Annotated in this window: 19 protein-coding genes; 15 read left to right on the forward strand and 4 right to left on the reverse strand. The window is 40.7% G+C overall.

What is annotated here, in order from left to right; all coding sequences use genetic code 11:
• Positions 1–334: 334 nt before the first annotated feature.
• From GMD5S_RS0202410 to metK, 11 genes are all read left to right on the forward strand, one after another.
• A complete protein-coding gene (locus GMD5S_RS0202410) occupies positions 335–2,113 on the forward strand; it encodes a phosphotransferase (RefSeq protein ID WP_000255713.1) in 1,779 nt (592 codons plus the stop codon).
• A gap of 1 nt (position 2,114) precedes the next feature.
• On the forward strand, positions 2,115–2,300 hold the full coding sequence (locus tag GMD5S_RS0202415) for a hypothetical protein (protein WP_000859106.1): 186 nt from the start codon (positions 2,115–2,117) through the stop codon (positions 2,298–2,300).
• A gap of 1 nt (position 2,301) precedes the next feature.
• The gene (locus tag GMD5S_RS0202420) at positions 2,302–3,729 is read left to right on the forward strand and encodes a cytosine permease (RefSeq protein ID WP_000041470.1); all 1,428 of its coding nucleotides are present in this window, start codon (positions 2,302–2,304) and stop codon (positions 3,727–3,729) included.
• Positions 3,730–3,881: 152 nt separating this feature from the next.
• Positions 3,882–4,538 carry a CBS domain-containing protein gene (locus GMD5S_RS0202430; protein ID WP_000268644.1) on the forward strand — a complete coding sequence of 219 codons (657 nt, stop codon included), beginning with the start codon at positions 3,882–3,884 and terminating at the stop codon, positions 4,536–4,538.
• A 110-nt stretch (positions 4,539–4,648) separates the two neighbouring features.
• Positions 4,649–5,744, forward strand: a protein-coding gene (gene prfB, locus GMD5S_RS0202435; protein WP_155991745.1) for a peptide chain release factor 2 whose coding sequence is annotated in 2 segments (ribosomal slippage) — positions 4,649–4,720 and positions 4,722–5,744 — 1,095 coding nt in all. Because the reading frame shifts where the segments join, the coding sequence is not laid out codon by codon here.
• A gap of 17 nt (positions 5,745–5,761) precedes the next feature.
• On the forward strand, positions 5,762–6,454 hold the full coding sequence (gene ftsE, locus GMD5S_RS0202440; protein ID WP_000022275.1) for a cell division ATP-binding protein FtsE: 693 nt from the start codon (positions 5,762–5,764) through the stop codon (positions 6,452–6,454).
• Positions 6,447–7,373 (forward strand): permease-like cell division protein FtsX, encoded by a 927-nt coding sequence (gene ftsX / locus GMD5S_RS0202445; RefSeq protein ID WP_000625553.1) that lies wholly within the window; start codon positions 6,447–6,449, stop codon positions 7,371–7,373. The genes ftsE and ftsX overlap by 8 nt, the downstream gene beginning before the upstream one ends.
• A gap of 218 nt (positions 7,374–7,591) precedes the next feature.
• Positions 7,592–9,778, forward strand: coding sequence for a PTS transporter subunit IIBC (locus GMD5S_RS0202450; RefSeq protein WP_000973824.1), 2,187 nt, complete (start codon positions 7,592–7,594; stop codon positions 9,776–9,778).
• Positions 9,779–9,829: 51 nt separating this feature from the next.
• Entirely contained in the window at positions 9,830–10,645 is an 816-nt protein-coding gene (locus GMD5S_RS0202455; RefSeq protein ID WP_000670845.1) for an endonuclease/exonuclease/phosphatase family protein, read from the forward strand.
• A gap of 132 nt (positions 10,646–10,777) precedes the next feature.
• Positions 10,778–12,121: a DEAD/DEAH box helicase gene (locus tag GMD5S_RS0202460; RefSeq protein WP_008289134.1), complete on the forward strand. Its 1,344-nt coding sequence runs from the start codon at positions 10,778–10,780 to the stop codon at positions 12,119–12,121.
• Positions 12,122–12,342: 221 nt separating this feature from the next.
• Positions 12,343–13,533: a methionine adenosyltransferase gene (gene metK, locus GMD5S_RS0202465; protein WP_000003939.1), complete on the forward strand. Its 1,191-nt coding sequence runs from the start codon at positions 12,343–12,345 to the stop codon at positions 13,531–13,533.
• 67 nt (positions 13,534–13,600) lie between these two features.
• Here the strand turns inward: metK and GMD5S_RS0202470 are convergent, their stop codons facing one another.
• The 4 genes from GMD5S_RS0202470 to GMD5S_RS0202485 form a co-directional block, all read right to left on the reverse strand.
• On the reverse strand, positions 13,601–13,900 hold the full coding sequence (locus GMD5S_RS0202470; protein ID WP_000767191.1) for a DUF1827 family protein: 300 nt from the start codon (positions 13,898–13,900) through the stop codon (positions 13,601–13,603).
• Between the two features lie 58 nt (positions 13,901–13,958).
• Positions 13,959–14,411 (reverse strand): NUDIX hydrolase, encoded by a 453-nt coding sequence (locus GMD5S_RS0202475; protein WP_000013088.1) that lies wholly within the window; start codon positions 14,409–14,411, stop codon positions 13,959–13,961.
• Positions 14,412–14,541: 130 nt separating this feature from the next.
• Positions 14,542–16,800, reverse strand: coding sequence for an ATP-dependent Clp protease ATP-binding subunit (locus GMD5S_RS0202480; RefSeq protein ID WP_000882479.1), 2,259 nt, complete (start codon positions 16,798–16,800; stop codon positions 14,542–14,544).
• Between the two features lie 237 nt (positions 16,801–17,037).
• Entirely contained in the window at positions 17,038–17,268 is a 231-nt protein-coding gene (locus GMD5S_RS0202485; RefSeq protein WP_000443577.1) for a DUF1797 family protein, read from the reverse strand.
• 191 nt (positions 17,269–17,459) lie between these two features.
• Between GMD5S_RS0202485 and GMD5S_RS0202490 the strand changes: the two genes are divergently transcribed.
• The 4 genes from GMD5S_RS0202490 (at position 17,460) to GMD5S_RS0202505 (ending at position 20,237) form a co-directional block, all read left to right on the forward strand.
• Positions 17,460–18,143 (forward strand): amino acid ABC transporter permease, encoded by a 684-nt coding sequence (locus GMD5S_RS0202490; protein ID WP_001011621.1) that lies wholly within the window; start codon positions 17,460–17,462, stop codon positions 18,141–18,143.
• Positions 18,143–18,877 carry an amino acid ABC transporter ATP-binding protein gene (locus GMD5S_RS0202495; protein WP_000140927.1) on the forward strand — a complete coding sequence of 245 codons (735 nt, stop codon included), beginning with the start codon at positions 18,143–18,145 and terminating at the stop codon, positions 18,875–18,877. Before GMD5S_RS0202490 ends, GMD5S_RS0202495 begins: the two co-directional genes overlap by 1 nt.
• A gap of 33 nt (positions 18,878–18,910) precedes the next feature.
• Entirely contained in the window at positions 18,911–19,231 is a 321-nt protein-coding gene (locus tag GMD5S_RS0202500; RefSeq protein ID WP_000168538.1) for a TfoX/Sxy family protein, read from the forward strand.
• Between the two features lie 148 nt (positions 19,232–19,379).
• Positions 19,380–20,237, forward strand: coding sequence for a bifunctional methylenetetrahydrofolate dehydrogenase/methenyltetrahydrofolate cyclohydrolase (locus tag GMD5S_RS0202505; RefSeq protein ID WP_000057224.1), 858 nt, complete (start codon positions 19,380–19,382; stop codon positions 20,235–20,237).

Genomic DNA, 20,237 nt, shown 5'->3' on the forward strand with positions numbered 1-20,237 from the left:
GTTTAGGTTGTGGATGGAGATTGCGCACGCAATCCCTCTATAGTCCGGGGGACCTTTTTAGTCGGCAGATAGAGATTGCGTAAGCAATCATCCAATCCAGTGGATTGTTTTAGTCGGCGGATAAGAATTGCAACCAAGCGAAACCTAATACGGCTACTTATCAAAAATATAAAATATTTCAGGGCTCCAGAATAAGGAGCTCTTTTATTTATATGTTTTTTGAGGAAAGGGAAGAAGGTCTTAATTTTTACTCATTGTTTCCTTATTTGAATTGACAGTCCTTTTTGTTCATATTATAATATGAGTAAGAAAAAATTGAACAAGAGGACTGAGAATGGTAACAGAAAAACAATTTAAACTTTTGAGTTTTATGTTGACACATAAAGAAAAGACCTTTACTCAGAGACAGTTAGCTGAAGAGTTAGACCTATCTTTAGGGACAGTTAACATATTATTGAAAAAGCTGAAAGAAGAGAAGTGGGTTGATGAGGAGCTTCACTTAACAGAGCTAGGTCAGAAAATTTTAGAACCCTATCGAGTAAAAAATGCCATTATAATGGCTGCTGGCATGAGTAGTCGTTTTGCTCCTTTGTCTTATGAAATTCCTAAAGGATTGCTTCAAGTCAAGGGGGAACGCTTGATTGAGAGGGAAATCAGACAACTGCAAGAAGCAGGAATAGAAGATATAACCGTTATTGTAGGCTACCTACAAGAAAAAATGTTCTATCTTGCAGAGAAGTTTGGTGTAAAAATTGTAGTGAATAATGATTACTACAAATACAATAACTGCTCGTCTCTTATGTTGGTTAAAAATCAACTTTCCAACACTTATATTTGTTCATCAGATAATTATTTTGTGGAAAATCCTTTTGAGCAATATATTTATAGAGGTTACTACTCGACGATATATGCAGAAGGTCAAACGGACGAATATTGTGCTATAGAGGATTCGAATCACACCATCATTGATATCCAGATTGGTGGAGAAAATACTTGGGCCATGGTGGGGCACGTTTATTTTGACCGTGCATTTAGCGAGAAATTTAAGGAAGTTTTAGAAACCGAGTTTAAGCACGAACCTTATCGTGAACAGCTTTGGGAGGATTACTATAGTCGCTATGTCAAGGAACTCCTTTTAGAAGCCCGCCACTATTCAGCGGATATTGTTAAAGAATTTGATTCACTAGATGAACTCCGTCAATTTGATGAACGTTATTTGGTAAATGCAGACTCAGCTATTATCGATAATATCTGTAAGACATTAAAGTGTGTGGCTTCAGATATTGTCAATATCAAACCTCTAAAAGATGGGTTAACCAACACATCATTTTCATTTGACTGTCTAGGAAAAAGATATGTTTACCGTCATCCGGGCAGGGGAACGGAAAATTATATCGACCGAGCTAGTGAAGCAGCTTCTATGGAAATTGCTGCAAAATTAAAGATTGACCGTACCTTCGTAGCTATGAACAAGGATGAGGGCTGGAAAATTTCAGAATTTATTCCCAATGCTAAGCAACTGGATTATGATAATTGGGATGATGTGGCACAAGCAATGGATCTCTTGAGACGGTTACACCAATCTGGAGAAAAAACGGAACATTCCTTTGACCAATTTGAGGGAATTGATGATTTTAGAGAAAAATTGAAGGCTAGAAATCGATTTGAATTTGATGGCCTCGAGGAATTGGATGAAACTGTTTCACTTCTCAAAAATCATTTACAGAATGATCCCAAACAGGTTGTCCTTTGTCATGGAGATTCCTATAGTCCTAATTTTTTGTTAAATGAAGCAGGCGAAATGAGCTTGATTGATTGGGAATATTCTGGAATGGGAGAGCCAGCAGGAGATTTGGGGACCTTTATCGCGTGTTCCAACTATACCGTAGAGGATGCTGAAAAAGTACTGGAATTGTATCTACAAGAAGTACCAGATAAGAAAACCAAACGTCACTACTTGGCTTATGTAGCAGTGACCTCATATTATTGGTTCTTGTGGGCTTTGTTCCAGGAGAGTGTCGGAAAACCAGTCGGTGAGTTTCTTTACATCTGGTATCGGTATACCAAACAATATGGACAACTGGCCCTTGACTTGTATTTGGAGGAGAACTGAGATGAAAACGACATCTGAAATTGAAGAATTAGTATCAACTGAAACAAAGAGAAGATTGGAAGAAATGGAGTCGCCAAACTACGAGTTTGTTCAACCCTTCCTAAAAAGTGATTTCATTTTAATCATCTCCATAGTCCTAATCAACCTTGTTTTGATTATCTTAGCAATGATGGGAGGAATTCAATAATATGTCTAAAATGAATGACTATATCCAACAAGAAACCATAACAGGAATTGTACCCATGACCAATAAGGATCGTCAGTATTCTTTTTGGGATCTCTTTCTATCGACAAGTGGTTTTGCCATTGCCACTTGGTGTTATACTCAAGGGGCTTATGTAGCTCAATATTTGACCTTTAATCAAATGTTGATTAATATTTTTAGCTTTAACATTATCTGGGTCTTTATTGAGTGTCTCCCAATTCTGTTTGCGGTTAAATATGGGATTGATTTGTGGATTTGGTTGAGAGCTGTTCTAGGAAAAAGAGGTGTAGCTCTGTTATCAACCATTATTAGCTTGGCTAACTTTGGATGGTATGCTGTTGCGGCCAATCTTTTTGCCAGTTCCATGATCCATTTGGCAAATAATTTTGGTCTTGGTTTGGACAAGGGAGTATGGGCGCCTATTCTTGGAACCCTCTGTGTTCTACTTGGAACTCTCATTGCTCTTGGAGGTCCAGAGGTGATTAAATGGACCAATCGCTTCTTGGTCATCGCCTTATTGATTGTCGGTCTCATCATCGTTGGAATCTGCTTTGTCGCCGTTCCTATAACGGATATTATGAATATCCAACCAGCCACTCAAGGAGATTTGACGCCGTTAGAACGCTTCATGCTTTCTGGAGAAGGAAATGTTGCCTTTGCTTTTTCTTGGTCTACACAGGCGTTGGTTTTACCACGTTTAGCAAAATCAGAACGCAGTGGTTATTGGGCTACAGCCTTATCATACGGAGTTGTGGCTCCATTCTTCGTTGCGACAGGTGGAGTCATGGCTCTAGCCATGTTTGTCAAAACAGGTGTCTATGAAAGTGATCCAACGACGATGCTTTCAACTCTAAGCACACCAGCCTTTGCTCTCTTAAGTTTACTACTAGTAGCCTTCGCCAATATTGGAACCCAGGGGACTGGATCGTATGTGAACTGTATGATTGTCAAAAGTGGGATGCCCAAAGTAAGCTATAAACTAATGGTTTGGATTGCCATGGTTTATGTGAGTCTACTCACTATCTGGGGAGGAGTAGAAGAGTATTTCGGCTCCTTCATCTCCCTAGCCGCCTATATTCAGGGGCCAATTATTGGTATGATTGTTGTCGACTATTTTATCTTAAGAAAACGAAAACTCGACTTGCGTTCAGCCTATTTCCTTGAAGGGCATGACGCCTACGAGTTTACTAAAGGATTTAACTTAGTTGGCTTGTCTTGCGTATTTATCTCCTTATTGGTAGCGGTACTTTTTGTCTACAACCCTGTAACTGCACAAATTCAAAGTCCCATCTTTTTAATCACAACGGGTAGCGGATTTACTGCGCTATTTGGCGGTCTACTATACTGGTTAGCTAGTCTTAGCCCTCTAAAACGTTATATGATAAAAGATCGAGACACTATTACGATTTAAGAAGAGAGGGGACTTCGGTTCCCTTTTAACTTACACTGGCATTTTATGCAAACTTCTCAGATTATTCAAAATCTTGAAAAAGAGATGAAAGCGTTTGATAGATTTTCTAAGAAAGTGTATAATAAAAGTAGCAATATAGAAGGAGAAGTCTCATGGCAGTTAAAGATTTTATGACCCGTAAGGTAGTTTATATCAGTCCAGATACGACTGTAGCACACGCAGCAGATTTGATGCGCGAGCAAGGTTTGCACCGTTTACCTGTTATCGAAAACGATCAATTAGTCGGATTGGTAACAGAAGGAACCATCGCGGAAGCCAGCCCATCTAAAGCAACCAGTCTCTCTATCTATGAGATGAATTATCTTCTGAATAAAACCAAAGTAAAAGATGTAATGATTCGAGATGTCGTGACGGTTTCTGGCTATGCTAGTCTAGAAGATGCGACCTACCTGATGCTGAAAAATAAAATTGGGATATTACCAGTCGTAGACAATCATCAGGTCTACGGCGTCATTACAGATCGCGATGTTTTTCAGGCTTTCTTGGAAATCGCCGGATACGGAGAAGAGGGGATTCGTGTTCGTTTCATTACAGAAAATGAAGTAGGAGTACTGGGGAAAATTGTAGCTTTAATTGTAGAAGAGGATTTAAATATTTCCCATACTGTAAACATTCCACGTAAGGATGGCAAGGTCGTCATCGAAGTTCAAATTGATGGAAAAATCGATTTGACTGCATTAAAGGAAAAGTTTGAAAAAGAAGGAATTCAAGTGGAGGAGATTACTCATACCTCTGCCAAAGTCCTTTAAACAAGAGGCTTTAAAGCCTCTTTTCTTCTGCCGTCAAAAGCGGTGAAAAGCAAAATATGGAAAGAAATGAGAGATTATGGTATAATAAAACGATATGAAAAGGAGTATCTATGGACATTTCAGAAATTCGTCAAAAAATTGACGCAAATCGTGAAAAATTAGCTTCTTTTAGGGGGTCTCTTTGACCTCGAAGGCTTAGAGGAAGAGATTGCCATCTTAGAAAACAAGATGACAGAACCTGATTTTTGGAACGATAATATCGCGGCCCAAAAAACGTCGCAAGAATTGAATGAATTAAAAAACACCTACAACACCTTCCGTAAAATGGAAGAGTTGCAGGATGAAGTTGAGATTTTATTGGACTTTTTAGCAGAAGATGAGTCAGTCCATGATGAACTGGTCGAACAGTTGACAGAACTGGATAAGATGATGACCAGCTACGAGATGACCCTTCTCTTGTCAGAACCTTATGACCATAATAATGCCATCTTGGAAATCCATCCAGGATCTGGTGGTACTGAGGCACAGGACTGGGGAGATATGTTACTTCGTATGTACACTCGTTATGGAAATGCCAAAGGCTTTAAAGTAGAAGTCTTGGATTACCAAGCAGGTGATGAGGCTGGTATTAAGTCGGTAACTTTATCATTTGAAGGACCTAATGCTTATGGTCTTCTCAAATCGGAAATGGGTGTGCACCGTCTGGTGCGAATCTCGCCATTTGACTCTGCCAAACGCCGCCATACTTCCTTTACATCCGTAGAGGTTATGCCTGAGTTGGATGATACCATCGAAGTGGAGATTCGTGAAGATGATATCAAAATGGATACCTTCCGTTCAGGTGGTGCTGGTGGACAGAACGTCAATAAGGTTTCAACAGGTGTGCGTTTGACACACATTCCTACGGGAACTGTCGTCCAATCAACGGTCGATCGTACCCAGTATGGAAATAGAGATTGTGCCATGAAGATGTTGCAGGCTAAGCTCTATCAAATGGAGCAAGAAAAGAAAGCTGCGGAAGTTGATTCCCTTAAAGGTGAGAAAAAAGAAATCACATGGGGAAGCCAAATCCGTTCTTATGTTTTCACGCCTTATACTATGGTAAAAGATCATCGTACAAGCTTTGAAGTTGCTCAGGTAGATAAGGTGATGGATGGAGACCTTGATGGTTTTATCGATGCCTACCTCAAGTGGCGAATCAGCTAAGATAGAAAGGAACTCATATGTCAATCATTGAAATGAGAGATGTTGTCAAAAAGTATGACAATGGAACGACTGCCCTGCGTGGTGTATCTGTTACCATTGAACCAGGAGAGTTTGCCTATATCGTAGGACCTTCTGGGGCAGGTAAGTCAACCTTTATTCGAGCTTTATACCGAGAAGTAAAGATTGAAAAAGGAAGCCTAACAGTTGCAGGCTTTAATTTAGTTAAAATTAAGAAGAAAGATGTCCCACTGCTACGTCGTAGTGTCGGGGTAGTCTTTCAGGATTACAAACTCTTGCCTAAGAAGACTGTTTATGAGAATATTGCCTATGCAATGGAAGTAATCGGTGAGAGCCGTCGCAACATCAAAAAACGTGTTATGGAAGTATTGGACCTGGTTGGTTTGAAACATAAGGTTCGCTCTTTCCCTAATGAACTCTCAGGTGGAGAGCAGCAACGGATTGCGATTGCTCGCGCGATTGTCAACAATCCTAAGGTATTGATTGCTGATGAGCCAACAGGAAACTTGGACCCAGATAATTCATGGGAAATTATGAATCTGTTGGAACGCATCAATCTCCAAGGTACTACTGTCTTGATGGCAACCCACAATAGCCAGATTGTAAATACCTTGCGCCACCGTGTCATTGCCATTGAAAATGGCCGTGTCGTTCGTGACGAAGCTAAAGGAGAATATGGATACGATGATTAGTAGATTTTTTCGCCATTTATTTGAATCATTAAAAAGTTTAAAACGAAATGGCTGGATGACAGTAGCAGCAGTGAGTTCGGTTATGATTACCTTAACACTCGTTGCCCTGTTTGCATCTGTAATTTTTAATACAGCAAAACTGGCTACCGACATTGAAAACAACGTTCGGGTCATGGTTTACATTCGTAAGGATGTAGCTGATAACAGTGAAACGATTGAAAAAGAAGGTCAGACAGTTACCAACAATGACTACCACAAGGTCTATGATGCTTTGAAAGCTATACCTGCTGTTAAGAGTGTTACCTTCTCAAGTAAAGAAGAACAGTACGAAAAACTAACGGAAACAATGGGTGACGATTGGAAGGTCTTTGAAGGGGATGCAAACCCTCTCTATGATGCTTATATCGTCGACACAAATTCTCCGAGTGATGTTAAAACGGTAGCTGAAGAAGCTAAGAAAATCGAGGGAGTTTCAGAAGTTCAAGATGGTGGAGCCAACACTCAACGACTTTTTGAACTAGCTTCCTTTATCCGTGTTTGGGGATTGGTAATTGCAGGGCTCTTAATTTTTATCGCAGTCTTCCTCATTTCCAATACCATTCGTATCACCATTATTTCACGTAGTCGTGAGATTCAGATCATGCGTCTTGTAGGAGCGAAAAATGGCTATATCCGTGGTCCATTCTTGCTAGAAGGTGCTTTTATTGGCTTGCTCGGTGCAGCAATTCCTTCAGTCCTTGTATTCTTTGTTTACAATATGGTTTATCAATCGGTCAATAAATCTTTGGTAGGTCAAAACTTGTCAATGATTACGCCAGATGTGTTTATCCCTCTGATGACAGTCCTATTATTTATAATCGGAATTTTTATTGGTTCAATTGGTTCAGGGATTTCGATGCGTCGATTCTTGAAAATCTAGTTGGATTTAAATGCAAATTGCAGTACAAATCAGAAAAATAATACATATTTAAAAGAGAAGTTTTTGTAAACTTCTCTTTTTCCTTTTTAAATTTTAAAAAAATAGACAATTTTTTTATAAAAGCCTTTACAAAAAAAATAAAAGTGGTATAATTAATACATAACCAAATGCAAACGTTTTCGTAAAACGTTTGCCTAAATAAAATAAAGGAGATTTGAATGATGAAAGCTACATTCAAAAATGTCTTGTCTTTCGAATTTTGGCAAAAATTCGGTAAGGCTTTAATGGTGGTTATCGCCGTTATGCCAGCGGCGGGATTGATGATCTCAATCGGTAAATCAATCGTGATGATTGACCCAAACCTTGCTCCTCTAGTGATTACAGGTGGAATCCTTGAGCAAATTGGTTGGGGGGTTATCGGTAACCTTCATATCTTGTTTGCCCTTGCTATTGGGGGAAGCTGGGCAAAAGAACGTGCAGGTGGTGCATTTGCAGCTGGACTTGCCTTTATCTTGATTAACCGTATCACAGGTGCTATCTTCGGTGTTACAGGTGATATGTTGAAAAACCCTGAAGCAATGGTTAATACCTTCTTTGGTGGTTCAATCAAGGTTGCTGACTACTTTATCAGCGTTCTTGAGGCACCAGCTCTTAACATGGGGGTTTTCGTAGGGATTATCTCTGGTTTTGTTGGGGCAACAGCTTATAACAAATACTACAACTTCCGTAAACTTCCTGATGCCCTTTCATTCTTCAATGGTAAACGTTTCGTACCATTCGTCGTTATTCTTCGTTCAGCTATTGCTGCAATTCTACTTGCTGCCTTTTGGCCAGTAGTTCAAACAGGTATCAACAACTTCGGTATTTGGATTGCCAACTCACAAGAAACTGCTCCAGTCCTTGCACCATTCTTGTATGGTACTTTGGAACGTTTGCTCTTGCCATTCGGTCTTCACCACATGTTGACAATCCCAATGAACTATACAGCTCTTGGTGGAACATACGAAGTGTTAACTGGTGCAGCAAAAGGAACACAAGTATTTGGTCAAGATCCACTTTGGCTTGCATGGGTAACTGACCTTGTTAACCTTAAAGGTTCAAATGCTGACCAATACCAACACCTTCTTACAACAGTCACTCCAGCTCGTTTCAAAGTTGGACAAATGATCGGTTCATTTGGTATCTTGATGGGTGTCATCGTTGCTATCTACCGCAATGTTGATGCTGACAAGAAACACCAATACAAGGGTATGATGATTGCGACAGCCCTTGCAACATTCTTGACAGGGGTTACTGAACCTATCGAGTATATGTTCATGTTCATCGCAACACCGCTTTACCTTGTTTATTCAGTAGTTCAAGGTGCTGCCTTTGCTATGGCAGATATTGTTCACCTTCGTGTCCACTCATTCGGTTCAATCGAATTCTTGACTCGTACACCATTGGCAATTAATGCTGGTATTGGTATGGATATCGTTAACTTTATCTGGGTAACTGTTCTCTTTGCGGTTATCATGTACTTCATTGCCAACTTCATGATCAAAAAATTCAACTACGCAACTCCAGGACGTAACGGAAACTACGAAACAGCTGAAGGAGCATCAGAAGAAGCAACTCCTGGAACTCCAAAAGTTGCAGCAGCTTCTCAAGCCGTAAATATCATTAACCTTCTTGGCGGTCGTGCAAATATCGTAGATGTGGATGCATGTATGACTCGTCTTCGTGTAACTGTTAAAGATGCAGATCGCGTTGGTACTGAGGAACAATGGAAAGCAGAAGGAGCTATGGGTCTTGTCATGAAAGGACAAGGTGTCCAAGCTATCTACGGACCAAAAGCTGACGTATTGAAATCTGATATCCAAGATATCCTTGATTCAGGTGAAATTATTCCTGAAACTCTTCCAAGCCAAATGACAGAAACTCAACAAAATACTGTACACTATAAAGGTGTAACTGAGGAAGTTTACTCAGTAGCTGACGGTCAAGTTGTTGCTTTGGAACAAGTGGAAGATCCAGTTTTTGCTCAAAAAATGATGGGTGATGGATTTGCAGTAGAACCAGCAAATGGTAACATTGTATCTCCAGTTACTGGTACTGTATCAAGTATCTTCCCAACAAAACACGCTCTTGGTCTTGTCACTGACTCAGGTCTTGAAGTGCTTGTTCATATTGGTTTGGATACAGTAAGTCTTGAAGGAAAACCATTTACTGTTCATGTTTCTGAAGGACAAAAAGTGGCTGCTGGTGATCTTCTTGTTACAGCTGACTTGGATGCTATTCGAGAAGCAGGACGCAAAACATCAACAGTGGTTGTCTTCACAAATGGTGATGTCCTCAAATCAGTTAAATTAGAACAAACAGGTTCTCTTGCAGCTAAAACAGCAGTTGCTAAAGTAGAATTGTAATATACTTGGGGTTGGAAGCTGTTTTCCAACCTCTTGTTTTAGGAGAAAAGCATGAAATTTCTAACACTCAATACTCACAGTTGGATGGAGAAGGAAGCAGAGGAAAAATTCCAAATCTTACTCCAAGATATTCTCGATAAGGACTATGATTTGATTTGTTTCCAAGAAATTAATCAAGAAATGACTTCGCCTGAGGGAGAGGTTAATAATCACTATCAAGCTTTACCATCAGCAGAACCCATTCATCAGGATCACTATGTCCGACTCCTGGTTGAAAAATTGGCTGAGAAAGGGAAAAGCTACTACTGGACTTGGGCTTACAATCATATTGGCTATGACCGCTACCATGAAGGCGTAGCCATCTTATCCAAAACACCTATTAAGGCGCGTGAGATTTTAGTATCAGATGTAGATGATCCAACGGACTACCATACTCGTCGCGTTGCCTTGGCTGAGACAGAAGTTGAAGGAAAGGAACTGGCTCTTGCAAGCGTTCATCTCTCTTGGTGGGATAAAGGTTTCCAAGAAGAATGGGCACGATTTGAGGCTGTACTAAAAGATTTGAACAAACCTCTGATTTTAGCAGGTGATTTTAATAATCCAGCTGGTCAGGAAGGCTATCAAGCGATTTTAGCTAGCCCATTAGGATTACAAGACGCGTTTGAAGTTGCGAAAGAAAGAAGTGGTAGCTACACCGTTCCACCAGAAATTGATGGTTGGAAAGGCAATACCGAGCCACTACGAATCGACTACGTCTTTACGACCAAAGAGTTGGAAGTAGAGAGTTTACAAGTAGTTTTTGATGGTCAAAATAGTCCACAAGTCAGCGATCATTATGGTTTGAATGCTGTATTGACCTGGAAATAATGAAAGAGGTTGGAACCAGATAGTTTCAACCTTTTAATCTACTTGAATCTTTACTACAGGACTGAGACTCAAATGGGACTACTGCAATGGGACAAAATATGGTATAATTGAAAGGATAGAAGCGAGGATAGTATGTCATTTAAGAAATTTCAATTTAAAAATTATATAGTAGAAGCCTTGGAGGAGTTAAAATTTACAACTCCAACAGAGGTACAAGAAAAATTAATTCCTATTGTACTGGCAGGTCGTGACTTGGTGGGCGAGTCAAAAACTGGTTCAGGAAAGACTCATACTTTCTTATTACCAATTTTCCAGCAATTAGATGAAACTAGCGATAGTGTGCAAGCAGTCATTACTGCACCTAGTCGTGAGTTGGCCACTCAAATCTACCAAGCAGCTCGTCAGATTGCAGCTCACTCAGATGTCGAAGTTCGTGTGGTTAATTATGTGGGTGGTACGGATAAGGCGCGTCAGATTGAAAAACTTGCTAGCAACCAACCACATATCGTTATCGGAACGCCAGGTCGCATCTATGATTTGGTCAAATCTGGTGATTTAGCTATTCACAAGGCCAAGACCTTTGTCGTCGATGAAGCCGATATGACCTTGGATATGGGATTCTTGGAAACCGTTGATAAGATTGCAGGTAGCCTTCCAAAAGACTTGCAGTTCATGGTCTTTTCAGCAACTATTCCACAAAAATTGCAACCGTTCTTGAAAAAATACTTGTCAAATCCTGTCATGGAAAAAATCAAGACTAAGACAGTTATCTCAGATACGATCGATAATTGGTTGATTTCTACCAAGGGCCGTGACAAGAACGCTCAAATTTACCAGCTGACTCAGTTGATGCAGACTTATTTGGCAATGATTTTTGTTAACACAAAAACGCGTGCTGATGAGTTACATGCCTACTTGACTGCTCAAGGATTGAAGGTAGCTAAGATTCATGGAGATATTGCTCCTCGTGAACGCAAACGGATCATGAATCAGGTGAAAAATCTGGATTTTGAGTACATTGTTGCAACAGACTTGGCAGCGCGTGGAATTGACATTGAAGGGGTCAGCCATGTTATCAATGATGCCATTCCGCAAGACTTGTCTTTCTTTGTTCACCGTGTTGGACGAACTGGGCGCAACGGACTGCCTGGTACAGCTATTACCCTTTACCAGCCAAGCGATGACTCGGATATCCGCGAGTTGGAGAAATTAGGGATCAAGTTTATTCCTAAGATGGTCAAAGACGGAGAGTTCCAAGATACCTATGACCGTGATCGTCGTGCCAACCGTGAAAAGAAGCAGGATAAGCTTGATATCGAAATGATTGGCTTGGTTAAAAAGAAAAAGAAAAAAGTCAAACCAAGCTATAAGAAGAAGATTCAATGGGCGGTGGATGAAAAACGTCGCAAAACCAAGCGTGCTGAAAATCGTGCACGTGGCCGTGCTGAGCGTAAAGCCAAACGCCAAACATTTTAAGAACAAAATTGGAGCTGAATGGCTCCTTTTTTTAACTTCATTTTATGAATTTTTAAAAATACTGCAAAAAAAAATAAAAAGTGGTATAATGATAAGGTTATATAGTCCCGATAAGGTGGTAGAAAGATCTATTTTTCTTTCGAGTTGAAACCGTAGAGGATAAGATTTTTTACCAGTACTTTGTAACTCTATAACAATATTTTTTAAGGGGGGACATTTTTATGTCAGAACGTAAATTATTCACGTCTGAATCTGTATCTGAGGGGCATCCAGATAAGATTGCAGACCAAATTTCAGATGCGATTTTGGATGCTATTTTAGCAAAGGACCCAGAAGCGCACGTTGCTGCTGAGACAGCTGTTTATACTGGTTCTGTCCACGTTTTTGGTGAAATATCTACAAATGCCTATGTGGACATTAACCGTGTGGTTCGCGATACCATTGCAGAGATTGGCTATACCAATACAGAATATGGTTTTTCTGCGGAGACGGTAGGAGTACATCCGTCACTTGTTGAGCAGTCACCAGATATTGCTCAAGGTGTTAACGAAGCCTTGGAAGTTCGTGGGAATGCAGATCAAGATCCACTGGACTTGATTGGAGCTGGTGACCAAGGTCTCATGTTTGGATTTGCAGTAGATGAGACAGAAGAACTTATGCCATTACCAATTTCACTTAGTCACAAACTGGTTCGTCGTTTGGCGGAACTTCGCAAGTCTGGTGAAATCAGCTATCTTCGCCCAGATGCTAAATCACAAGTTACTGTTGAGTATGATGAAAATGACCGTCCAGTGCGCGTGGACACAGTCGTGATTTCAACTCAGCACGATCCAGATGTCAGCAATGAACAAATTCACAATGATGTGATTAGCAAGGTTATTAAAGAGGTGATCCCAGCTTCTTACTTGGATGAGCAAACAAAATTTTTCATCAACCCAACTGGTCGCTTTGTCATCGGTGGACCTCAAGGAGACTCCGGTTTGACTGGTCGTAAGATTATCGTGGATACTTATGGTGGCTACTCTCGTCACGGTGGTGGTGCCTTCTCTGGTAAGGATGCGACTAAGGTTGACCGCTCAGCCTCATATGCAGCTCGTTATATTGCTAAAAATATCGTTGCAGCAGGTCTTGCCAAGAAAGCAGAAGTTCAATTGGCCTATGCTATTGGTGTTGCGCAACCTGTTTCTGTCCGTATCGATACCTTTGGTACAGGAACAGTAGCTGAAAGCAAACTTGAGAAAGCGGCTCGTCAAATCTTTGACCTTCGCCCAGCAGGAATTATCCAAATGTTGGACCTCAAACGTCCAATTTACCGTCAAACAGCGGCATATGGACACATGGGACGTACAGATATTGACCTTCCATGGGAACGTTTGGATAAGGTAGATGCTTTGAAAGAAGCTGTGAAATAAAAATAAAAGATTGGTAGAAACTACCAATCTTTTTTTGCAAAAGAAAACCAGCTTATGGCTGGCTTTCTTATTTTGTAGGAATAGAAATTTCAATCAATTTATCTGAATAAAGCGTCTTGATATTAGCTTCATCGATATTATCTTTATCGATTTTGCGTTTCATGAAGAAATCTTGGATGGTTTCGATTTCCGGTTCACGAATAGCGCGGTGTTTGTTGGAAATGAGGATTTCATAGTGAAGCGGAGCTTGAGTGAAAATCACATCTGTGTTTCCAGCTGAATAGACTTCAACAAGCGTTGCGTCAGTGCTTTCTAATTGGCTTTTAACAAGTTGCGAGTGTGAATTAGTCGTGTTGATAAGCTTCATAATAGTTCCTCCGATTTTCTAACTCTATTATAGCACTTTTTGGATAAAATCGTGTATTTTAGTCAATTCCATGCTGGATTTTCCAAGCTTCAATTCCCCATTTGTGGCCACCACGTTTGAGTTTTTCTATTGCCTCATCAATAGGAAACCAAGCAATATGATTAAAGTCTTCTAAAGGTTTTTGTATTTTTTGGAAAGAAGTGGCTTCGTAGAGATAAGCTGGATTGTAGTAGTAGGTGTCACGGTGACGAGAGTAGAAATACTCATCAGCTTGTCCGAAATAGCTTCCAATTTCAGCAGTAAAACCGAGTTCTTCGATGAGTTCTCTCTTCAGTGCTTCTTGATGGTCTTCTCCCGCTTCAATCTCTCCACCTGGCAAGAACCAAGCACCATTGGGAGCTTGAACTAAAACGATTTGTTTTTTTTCAGGATCAGGAATAACTGCGTAAACACCATAGCGGTGCTGGTAGGTCACATTCTCTTTTTTTTCACCAAAAGTTGGGTTTGCCATTGCATTTTCCTCATTCTCTAGTATCTTTATTATTATCATAATGGACGAGGGGCTAGCTGTCAAGAATTTACAGTTATTTTAGTAAAAAAGGTGCAGAAATTGTTAGACTTCCTGCACCTGTTAGGTCGTTTTATTCTTCTATTTCAGAAGCAATCTCTTCTGTTTTCTCAGTTTTTTTGGCAGATTTGATTTGAATATTGCCATTGCTTGTCATAACTGCCTTGAGGTCTTTTTCACTTGGATTTTCAAGGTAGAAGTCTGTTATGGCATCCTCGATATGGTCTTGAATGGTACGGCGGAGTGGGCGTGCCCCCATTTTTGGATCATAACCTAAGTCAACCAACTTTTCCTTGACCTTGTCTGTCACATCGAGGTGGATATTGTTGCTAGAGAGGCGTTTATTGACATCCGCTAGCATGAGTTCGACGATTTGGAGAAGGTTGTCCTTGCTGAGAGGTTTAAATTCGATGATGCCGTCAAAACGGTTCATAAACTCTGGACTAAAGAAGTTACCGAGTTCACCGAGAACAGAGTTGGTACGTCCTTCACGAGCAGCTCCAAAACCAACGCTGGCTTCGGCCTTACCAGTACCCGCATTTGAGGTCATGATAATGATAGCATCCTTAAAGCTAACTGTGCGTCCTTGCCCATCAGTCAAACGACCATCGTCCAAGACTTGAAGGAACATGTGCATGACATCTGGGTGGGCTTTCTCGACCTCATCGAGAAGGATGAGTGAGTAAGGATTGCGACGAACTTTTTCCGTTAACTGACCAGCTTCATCATAGCCAACATAACCTGGAGGGGCACCGACTAATTTAGCCACACTGTGTTTTTCCATGTATTCACTCATATCAAAGCGAATCATGCTGTCAGCAGAGCCAAAGAGCTCAATGGCTAGTTGTTTAGAGAGTTCTGTCTTACCGACACCAGTTGGTCCGACAAAGAGGAAGCTTCCGATTGGCCGGTTAGGAGTTCCAAGTCCAACACGATTACGACGGATGGCTTTGGCAATCTTATCGACAGCTTCATCTTGACCTATAACATGGGCCTTGAGGTCGTCTGCTAGATGGATAAGCTGAGACTGTTCTTTTTCTTTGAGTTCTCCAACAGGGATATTGGTTTTCTGCTCAATGATATGTTCGATTGTTTTCTCGGTGATGATTGGAGTATCCTGATCGGTCACCTTGTTTTTCTGCATTTCCTTGTACTTGGCAATCTGATCGCGGAAATAAGCAGCCTTTTCAAAATCTTCCTCTCGTGTAGCTTGAGCCTTGAGATTTTCAGCCTCAATCAAGCGCTGATCAATCACTTTAGGATCAACAAAGTTCAGTGTCAGATTCATCTTAGAACCAGCTTCATCCAACAGGTCAATAGCCTTGTCTGGCAAGAAGCGGTCTTGGATATAGCGATTGGATAGATTTGCAGCAGCTTCTATAGCCGCATCAGTATACTTGACGTGATGGTAGTCTTCGTATTTCTTTTGAACCCCTTTGAGGATGGTAATGGTTTCTTCGACAGTTGGTTCATCTACCTTGACAGGTTGCATACGTCGCTCTAGGGCGGCATCTTTTTCAATGATGCGGTATTCATTGAGAGTAGTGGCTCCGACCATTTGCAATTCACCACGGGCAAGGGCTGGTTTGAGGATATTTCCTGCATCCATATTGCCATCGCCAGCAGATCCTGCACCAACAATTTCATGGATTTCATCGATAAAGAGGATGATGTCCTCGCGTTTGCGGATTTCTTCCATGAGTTTTTGCATACGTTCTTCAAATTGGCCTCGAATCCCTGTTCCTTGGACTAGACTGACCACATCCAGACGGATGACCTGCTTGCCTTGGAGTTTATGGGGGACATCGCCATCGACAATCTTCTGAGCTAGACCTTCCACAACAGCTGTTTTACCAACACCTGGTTCTCCGATAAGGACAGGATTGTTCTTGGTTCGACGGTTGAGGATTTCGATAACACGGATAATCTCCTCATCTCGACCGATAACAGGGTCAATATCTCCCCGACGAGCAATCTCAGTAATATTGATACCATATTCCTCTAGGAGTCCTTTTTCTTGGCTAGGAGGTGTTTGAAGTGGGCCACGGTTTTGAGGTCCATAACCACCGTTTCCTCCATATCCCCCACCAGATTGAGTTGGAGGGACGTTATTAGAAGAAGGTTTGAAATTGTTCAAATCATTGAAAAAGTCGCCGAAAGGATCAAAGTCATGATTGTTTAAGTCAGTCATTCCTTTAAAGAGGGTATTATTTGGATCTGTTTTGATAATTTTATAGCAATTTTGACAGAGATCAATTTGCTTTTGCTGTCCATTGATATTGGTATACAGATGAATTGTTGAGTCGTTTATTTTACAGTTTTGACAGAGCATACATCTACCTCATTTCATTCTTATTCTTGGTCTAAGAAAAAGGTCAAGAATAGTCAAAGTTTTATACTCTCATTATAGCATGATTAAGGTGTAAAGCAAGTAAAAAGATTGGGAAGTGGTCGTTTTTAAAAGAGGGATTCATGGAGAATCCAGCGACATTGAAGGTAAGAAAAAATCCCATTTGTGGTGACAAAAAGGATTCTCATTTATCGGGCCTTACTGCCCGTTGTTTTTATATTAGTAAAGGAGTTCGTAGATCTCCATTGCAATCAAATCAATGCTATCAAAGGTATAAGTTTCACGAGCTTCTACATCGCGAAGGGTGAAGAGTGATCCATTTTCTTCGTCGTGGCTGTATGCAACTTCTGCGACAACAACACCTTCACGTTCAAAATTACGTTTTAGATTTCCACCATCTTTTGTCATTGCTTCTAGGCGGTTAATGATTCTAACCAAATGTGATTCCATTTTGATTCTCCTCCATTTCTTATCGTTTCTATTTTACCATAAACAAGAGGTAGTTGACTAGAAAAAAACTGTGATTTCTCTCTATTTCTCCATTCTATCAAGTTAATTGTTAAAATTAGGGAAAAAGGATTGAATTTTAATTCAATTCATGTTATAATCATACAATCTAATACATAGAAAGTTGATTGAATATGAATTTTTCTTTTTTACCAAAGTATTTACCATATTTTAACTATGGTGCTCTGATTACCGTATTGATTTCCATCCTTGTTGTCTGCTTAGGGACCATTATAGGTGTGTTACTGGCCTTTGCTCAGCGATCACGCTTTAAACCGCTCGTTTGGTTTGCGAATGTGTATGTTTGGATCTTCCGTGGTACTCCGATGATGGTTCAGATTATGATTGCCTTTGCTCTTATGCATATCAATGCTCCGACTATCCAAGTGGGAATTTTAGGAGTTGATCTTTCTCGTTTGATTCCTGGTATTCTGATTATTTCTATGAATAGTGGAGCTTACGTTTCAGAAATTGTTCGTGCGGGGATCAATGCGGTTCCTAAAGGGCAGTTAGAGGCTGCTTACTCTCTTGGTATTCGTCCGAAAAATGCCATGCGTTATGTCATTTTGCCACAAGCTATCAAAAATATTCTTCCAGCTCTAGGAAATGAATTTATCACCATTATCAAGGATAGTTCCCTCTTGTCGGCGATTGGGGTGATGGAGTTGTGGAATGGTGCAACGACAGTAGCAACAACAACTTATTTACCGTTGACTCCCCTTTTATTTGCAGCCTTTTATTACTTGATTATGACCTCTGTTTTGACAGTGGCGTTGAAAGCATTTGAAAAACATATTGGACAAGGAGACAAGAAATAATGACAGAAACCTTGATTAAAATTGAAGAACTACATAAGTCTTTTGGGAAAAATGAAGTTTTAAAAGGCATCAACCTTGAGATTAAACGAGGAGAAGTTGTGGTCATTATCGGTCCGTCAGGGAGCGGGAAATCAACCCTCCTTCGTTCGATGAATCTACTTGAAGAAGCAAGTAAAGGTAAGGTTATCTTTGAAGGAGTTGATATCACAGATAAGAAAAATGACCTTTTTGCCATGCGTGAAAAGATGGGTATGGTATTCCAACAATTCAACCTCTTTCCCAATATGACAGTGATGGAAAATATCACTTTGTCACCAATTAAAACCAAAGGTGAAAGCAAGGAAGTTGCGAAGAAAAGAGCACAGGAACTGTTAGAAAAAGTTGGCTTGCCAGATAAGGCAACGACCTATCCACAGAGTTTGTCAGGTGGTCAGCAACAACGGATTGCTATCGCACGTGGACTGGCAATGGAGCCAGATGTTTTGCTCTTTGATGAGCCGACTTCAGCCCTAGACCCTGAGATGGTTGGAGAAGTTCTAGCTGTTATGCAAGACCTTGCCAAGTCAGGGATGACCATGGTGATTGTGACTCATGAAATGGGCTTTGCGCGTGAGGTAGCAGACCGTGTTATCTTTATGGCGGATGGAGTTGTTGTCGAAGATGGAACACCAGAGGAGATTTTCGATCAAACAAAAGAACAACGGACCAAGGAATTTTTGAGTAAGGTTTTGTAATACCTCATTTTTAGAAGAAATGGAGTAGGCATCATGGCTTCCAGTAAAGAATATTTAAATTTTATTCTCGAACAGCTATCAGAGCTAGAGGAGATGAGTTATCGTCCAATGATGGGAGAGTATATCCTTTATTATCGTGGGAAGATTATTGGGGGAATCTATGATAATCGTCTGTTACTGAAGCCTGTGAAGCTGGTCATGGATCAACTGGGACAGACTAGGCTTGAACGTCCTTATGAAGGAGCTAAGGAGATGATTTTGATAGAAGACATTGAAGATAAATCATGTCTAATCAGATTAATCAAGGAGATGTATGAAGTCTTACCGGCTCCAAAAGTCAAAAAGAAAGCATAACAAGTTTACCTAGTATAAATAGGCATAAAAGCTCGATAAGGGCTTTTTCTTATAGTTTCAGACTATAGGGTCCATTAGGCAAGAAGTGTTAGGATGGCGAGTTATTTTTTGATATAATAGAGGATATTTGATAGAAAAGAGAAGAGATATGGCTCAGATTATCGATGGGAAGGCTCTTGCGGCTAAGTTACAAGGACAGTTGGCTGAGAAGACGGCTAAACTAAAAGAAGAAACAGGTCTAGTTCCAGGATTGGTAGTGATTTTGGTGGGGGACAATCCTGCCAGCCAAGTCTACGTTCGCAATAAGGAACGGTCAGCTCTCGCTGCTGGCTTCCGTAGTGAAGTCGTGCGAGTTCCAGAGACCATTACCCAAGCGGAATTGTTAGACTTGATTGCCAAATACAATCAAGATCCAGCTTGGCATGGGATTTTGGTTCAATTACCTTTGCCAAAACATATCGATGAAGAGGCAGTTTTATTAGCCATTGACCCCGAAAAAGACGTGGATGGTTTCCATCCCCTAAACATGGGTCGTCTATGGTCTGGTCATCCGGTTATGATTCCTTCGACACCTGCAGGAATTATGGAGATGTTTCATGAATATGGGATTGATCTAGAAGGTAAAAATGCGGTTGTTATCGGTCGTTCAAATATCGTTGGAAAACCGATGGCCCAACTTCTTTTAGCCAAGAATGCGACTGTGACCTTGACCCACTCACGCACCCATCATCTTGCTAAGGTTGCTGCTAAGGCGGATATTCTTGTGGTTGCAATCGGTCGTGCTAAGTTTGTGACAGCTGACTTTGTCAAACCGGGAGCGGTTGTCATTGACGTTGGGATGAACCGAGATGAAAATGGCAAGCTTTGTGGAGATGTTGATTATGATGCTGTTGCACCACTTGCTAGCCACATCACACCTGTACCGGGTGGAGTTGGTCCTATGACGATTACCATGCTAATGGAGCAAACCTATCAGGCAGCGCTTCGAACACTAAACGAGGACTAG

The sequence above is a fragment of the Streptococcus sp. GMD5S genome, assembly GCF_000298715.2.
Taxonomy (GTDB): domain Bacteria; phylum Bacillota; class Bacilli; order Lactobacillales; family Streptococcaceae; genus Streptococcus.

Excerpts from the sequence above, each read along its gene's own strand:
- GMD5S_RS0202410 (WP_000255713.1), top strand. The coding sequence starts at position 335 with ATGGTAACAGAAAAACAATTTAAACTTTTGAGTTTTATGTTGACACAT.
- GMD5S_RS0202415 (WP_000859106.1), top strand. The coding sequence starts at position 2,115 with ATGAAAACGACATCTGAAATTGAAGAATTAGTATCAACTGAAACAAAG.
- GMD5S_RS0202420 (WP_000041470.1), top strand. The coding sequence starts at position 2,302 with ATGTCTAAAATGAATGACTATATCCAACAAGAAACCATAACAGGAATT.
- GMD5S_RS0202430 (WP_000268644.1), top strand. The coding sequence starts at position 3,882 with ATGGCAGTTAAAGATTTTATGACCCGTAAGGTAGTTTATATCAGTCCA.
- ftsE (WP_000022275.1), top strand. The coding sequence starts at position 5,762 with ATGTCAATCATTGAAATGAGAGATGTTGTCAAAAAGTATGACAATGGA.
- ftsX (WP_000625553.1), top strand. The coding sequence starts at position 6,447 with ATGATTAGTAGATTTTTTCGCCATTTATTTGAATCATTAAAAAGTTTA.
- GMD5S_RS0202450 (WP_000973824.1), top strand. The coding sequence starts at position 7,592 with ATGATGAAAGCTACATTCAAAAATGTCTTGTCTTTCGAATTTTGGCAA.
- GMD5S_RS0202455 (WP_000670845.1), top strand. The coding sequence starts at position 9,830 with ATGAAATTTCTAACACTCAATACTCACAGTTGGATGGAGAAGGAAGCA.
- GMD5S_RS0202460 (WP_008289134.1), top strand. The coding sequence starts at position 10,778 with ATGTCATTTAAGAAATTTCAATTTAAAAATTATATAGTAGAAGCCTTG.
- metK (WP_000003939.1), top strand. The coding sequence starts at position 12,343 with ATGTCAGAACGTAAATTATTCACGTCTGAATCTGTATCTGAGGGGCAT.
- GMD5S_RS0202470 (WP_000767191.1), bottom strand. The coding sequence starts at position 13,900 with ATGAAGCTTATCAACACGACTAATTCACACTCGCAACTTGTTAAAAGC.
- GMD5S_RS0202475 (WP_000013088.1), bottom strand. The coding sequence starts at position 14,411 with ATGGCAAACCCAACTTTTGGTGAAAAAAAAGAGAATGTGACCTACCAG.
- GMD5S_RS0202480 (WP_000882479.1), bottom strand. The coding sequence starts at position 16,800 with ATGCTCTGTCAAAACTGTAAAATAAACGACTCAACAATTCATCTGTAT.
- GMD5S_RS0202485 (WP_000443577.1), bottom strand. The coding sequence starts at position 17,268 with ATGGAATCACATTTGGTTAGAATCATTAACCGCCTAGAAGCAATGACA.
- GMD5S_RS0202490 (WP_001011621.1), top strand. The coding sequence starts at position 17,460 with ATGAATTTTTCTTTTTTACCAAAGTATTTACCATATTTTAACTATGGT.
- GMD5S_RS0202495 (WP_000140927.1), top strand. The coding sequence starts at position 18,143 with ATGACAGAAACCTTGATTAAAATTGAAGAACTACATAAGTCTTTTGGG.
- GMD5S_RS0202500 (WP_000168538.1), top strand. The coding sequence starts at position 18,911 with ATGGCTTCCAGTAAAGAATATTTAAATTTTATTCTCGAACAGCTATCA.
- GMD5S_RS0202505 (WP_000057224.1), top strand. The coding sequence starts at position 19,380 with ATGGCTCAGATTATCGATGGGAAGGCTCTTGCGGCTAAGTTACAAGGA.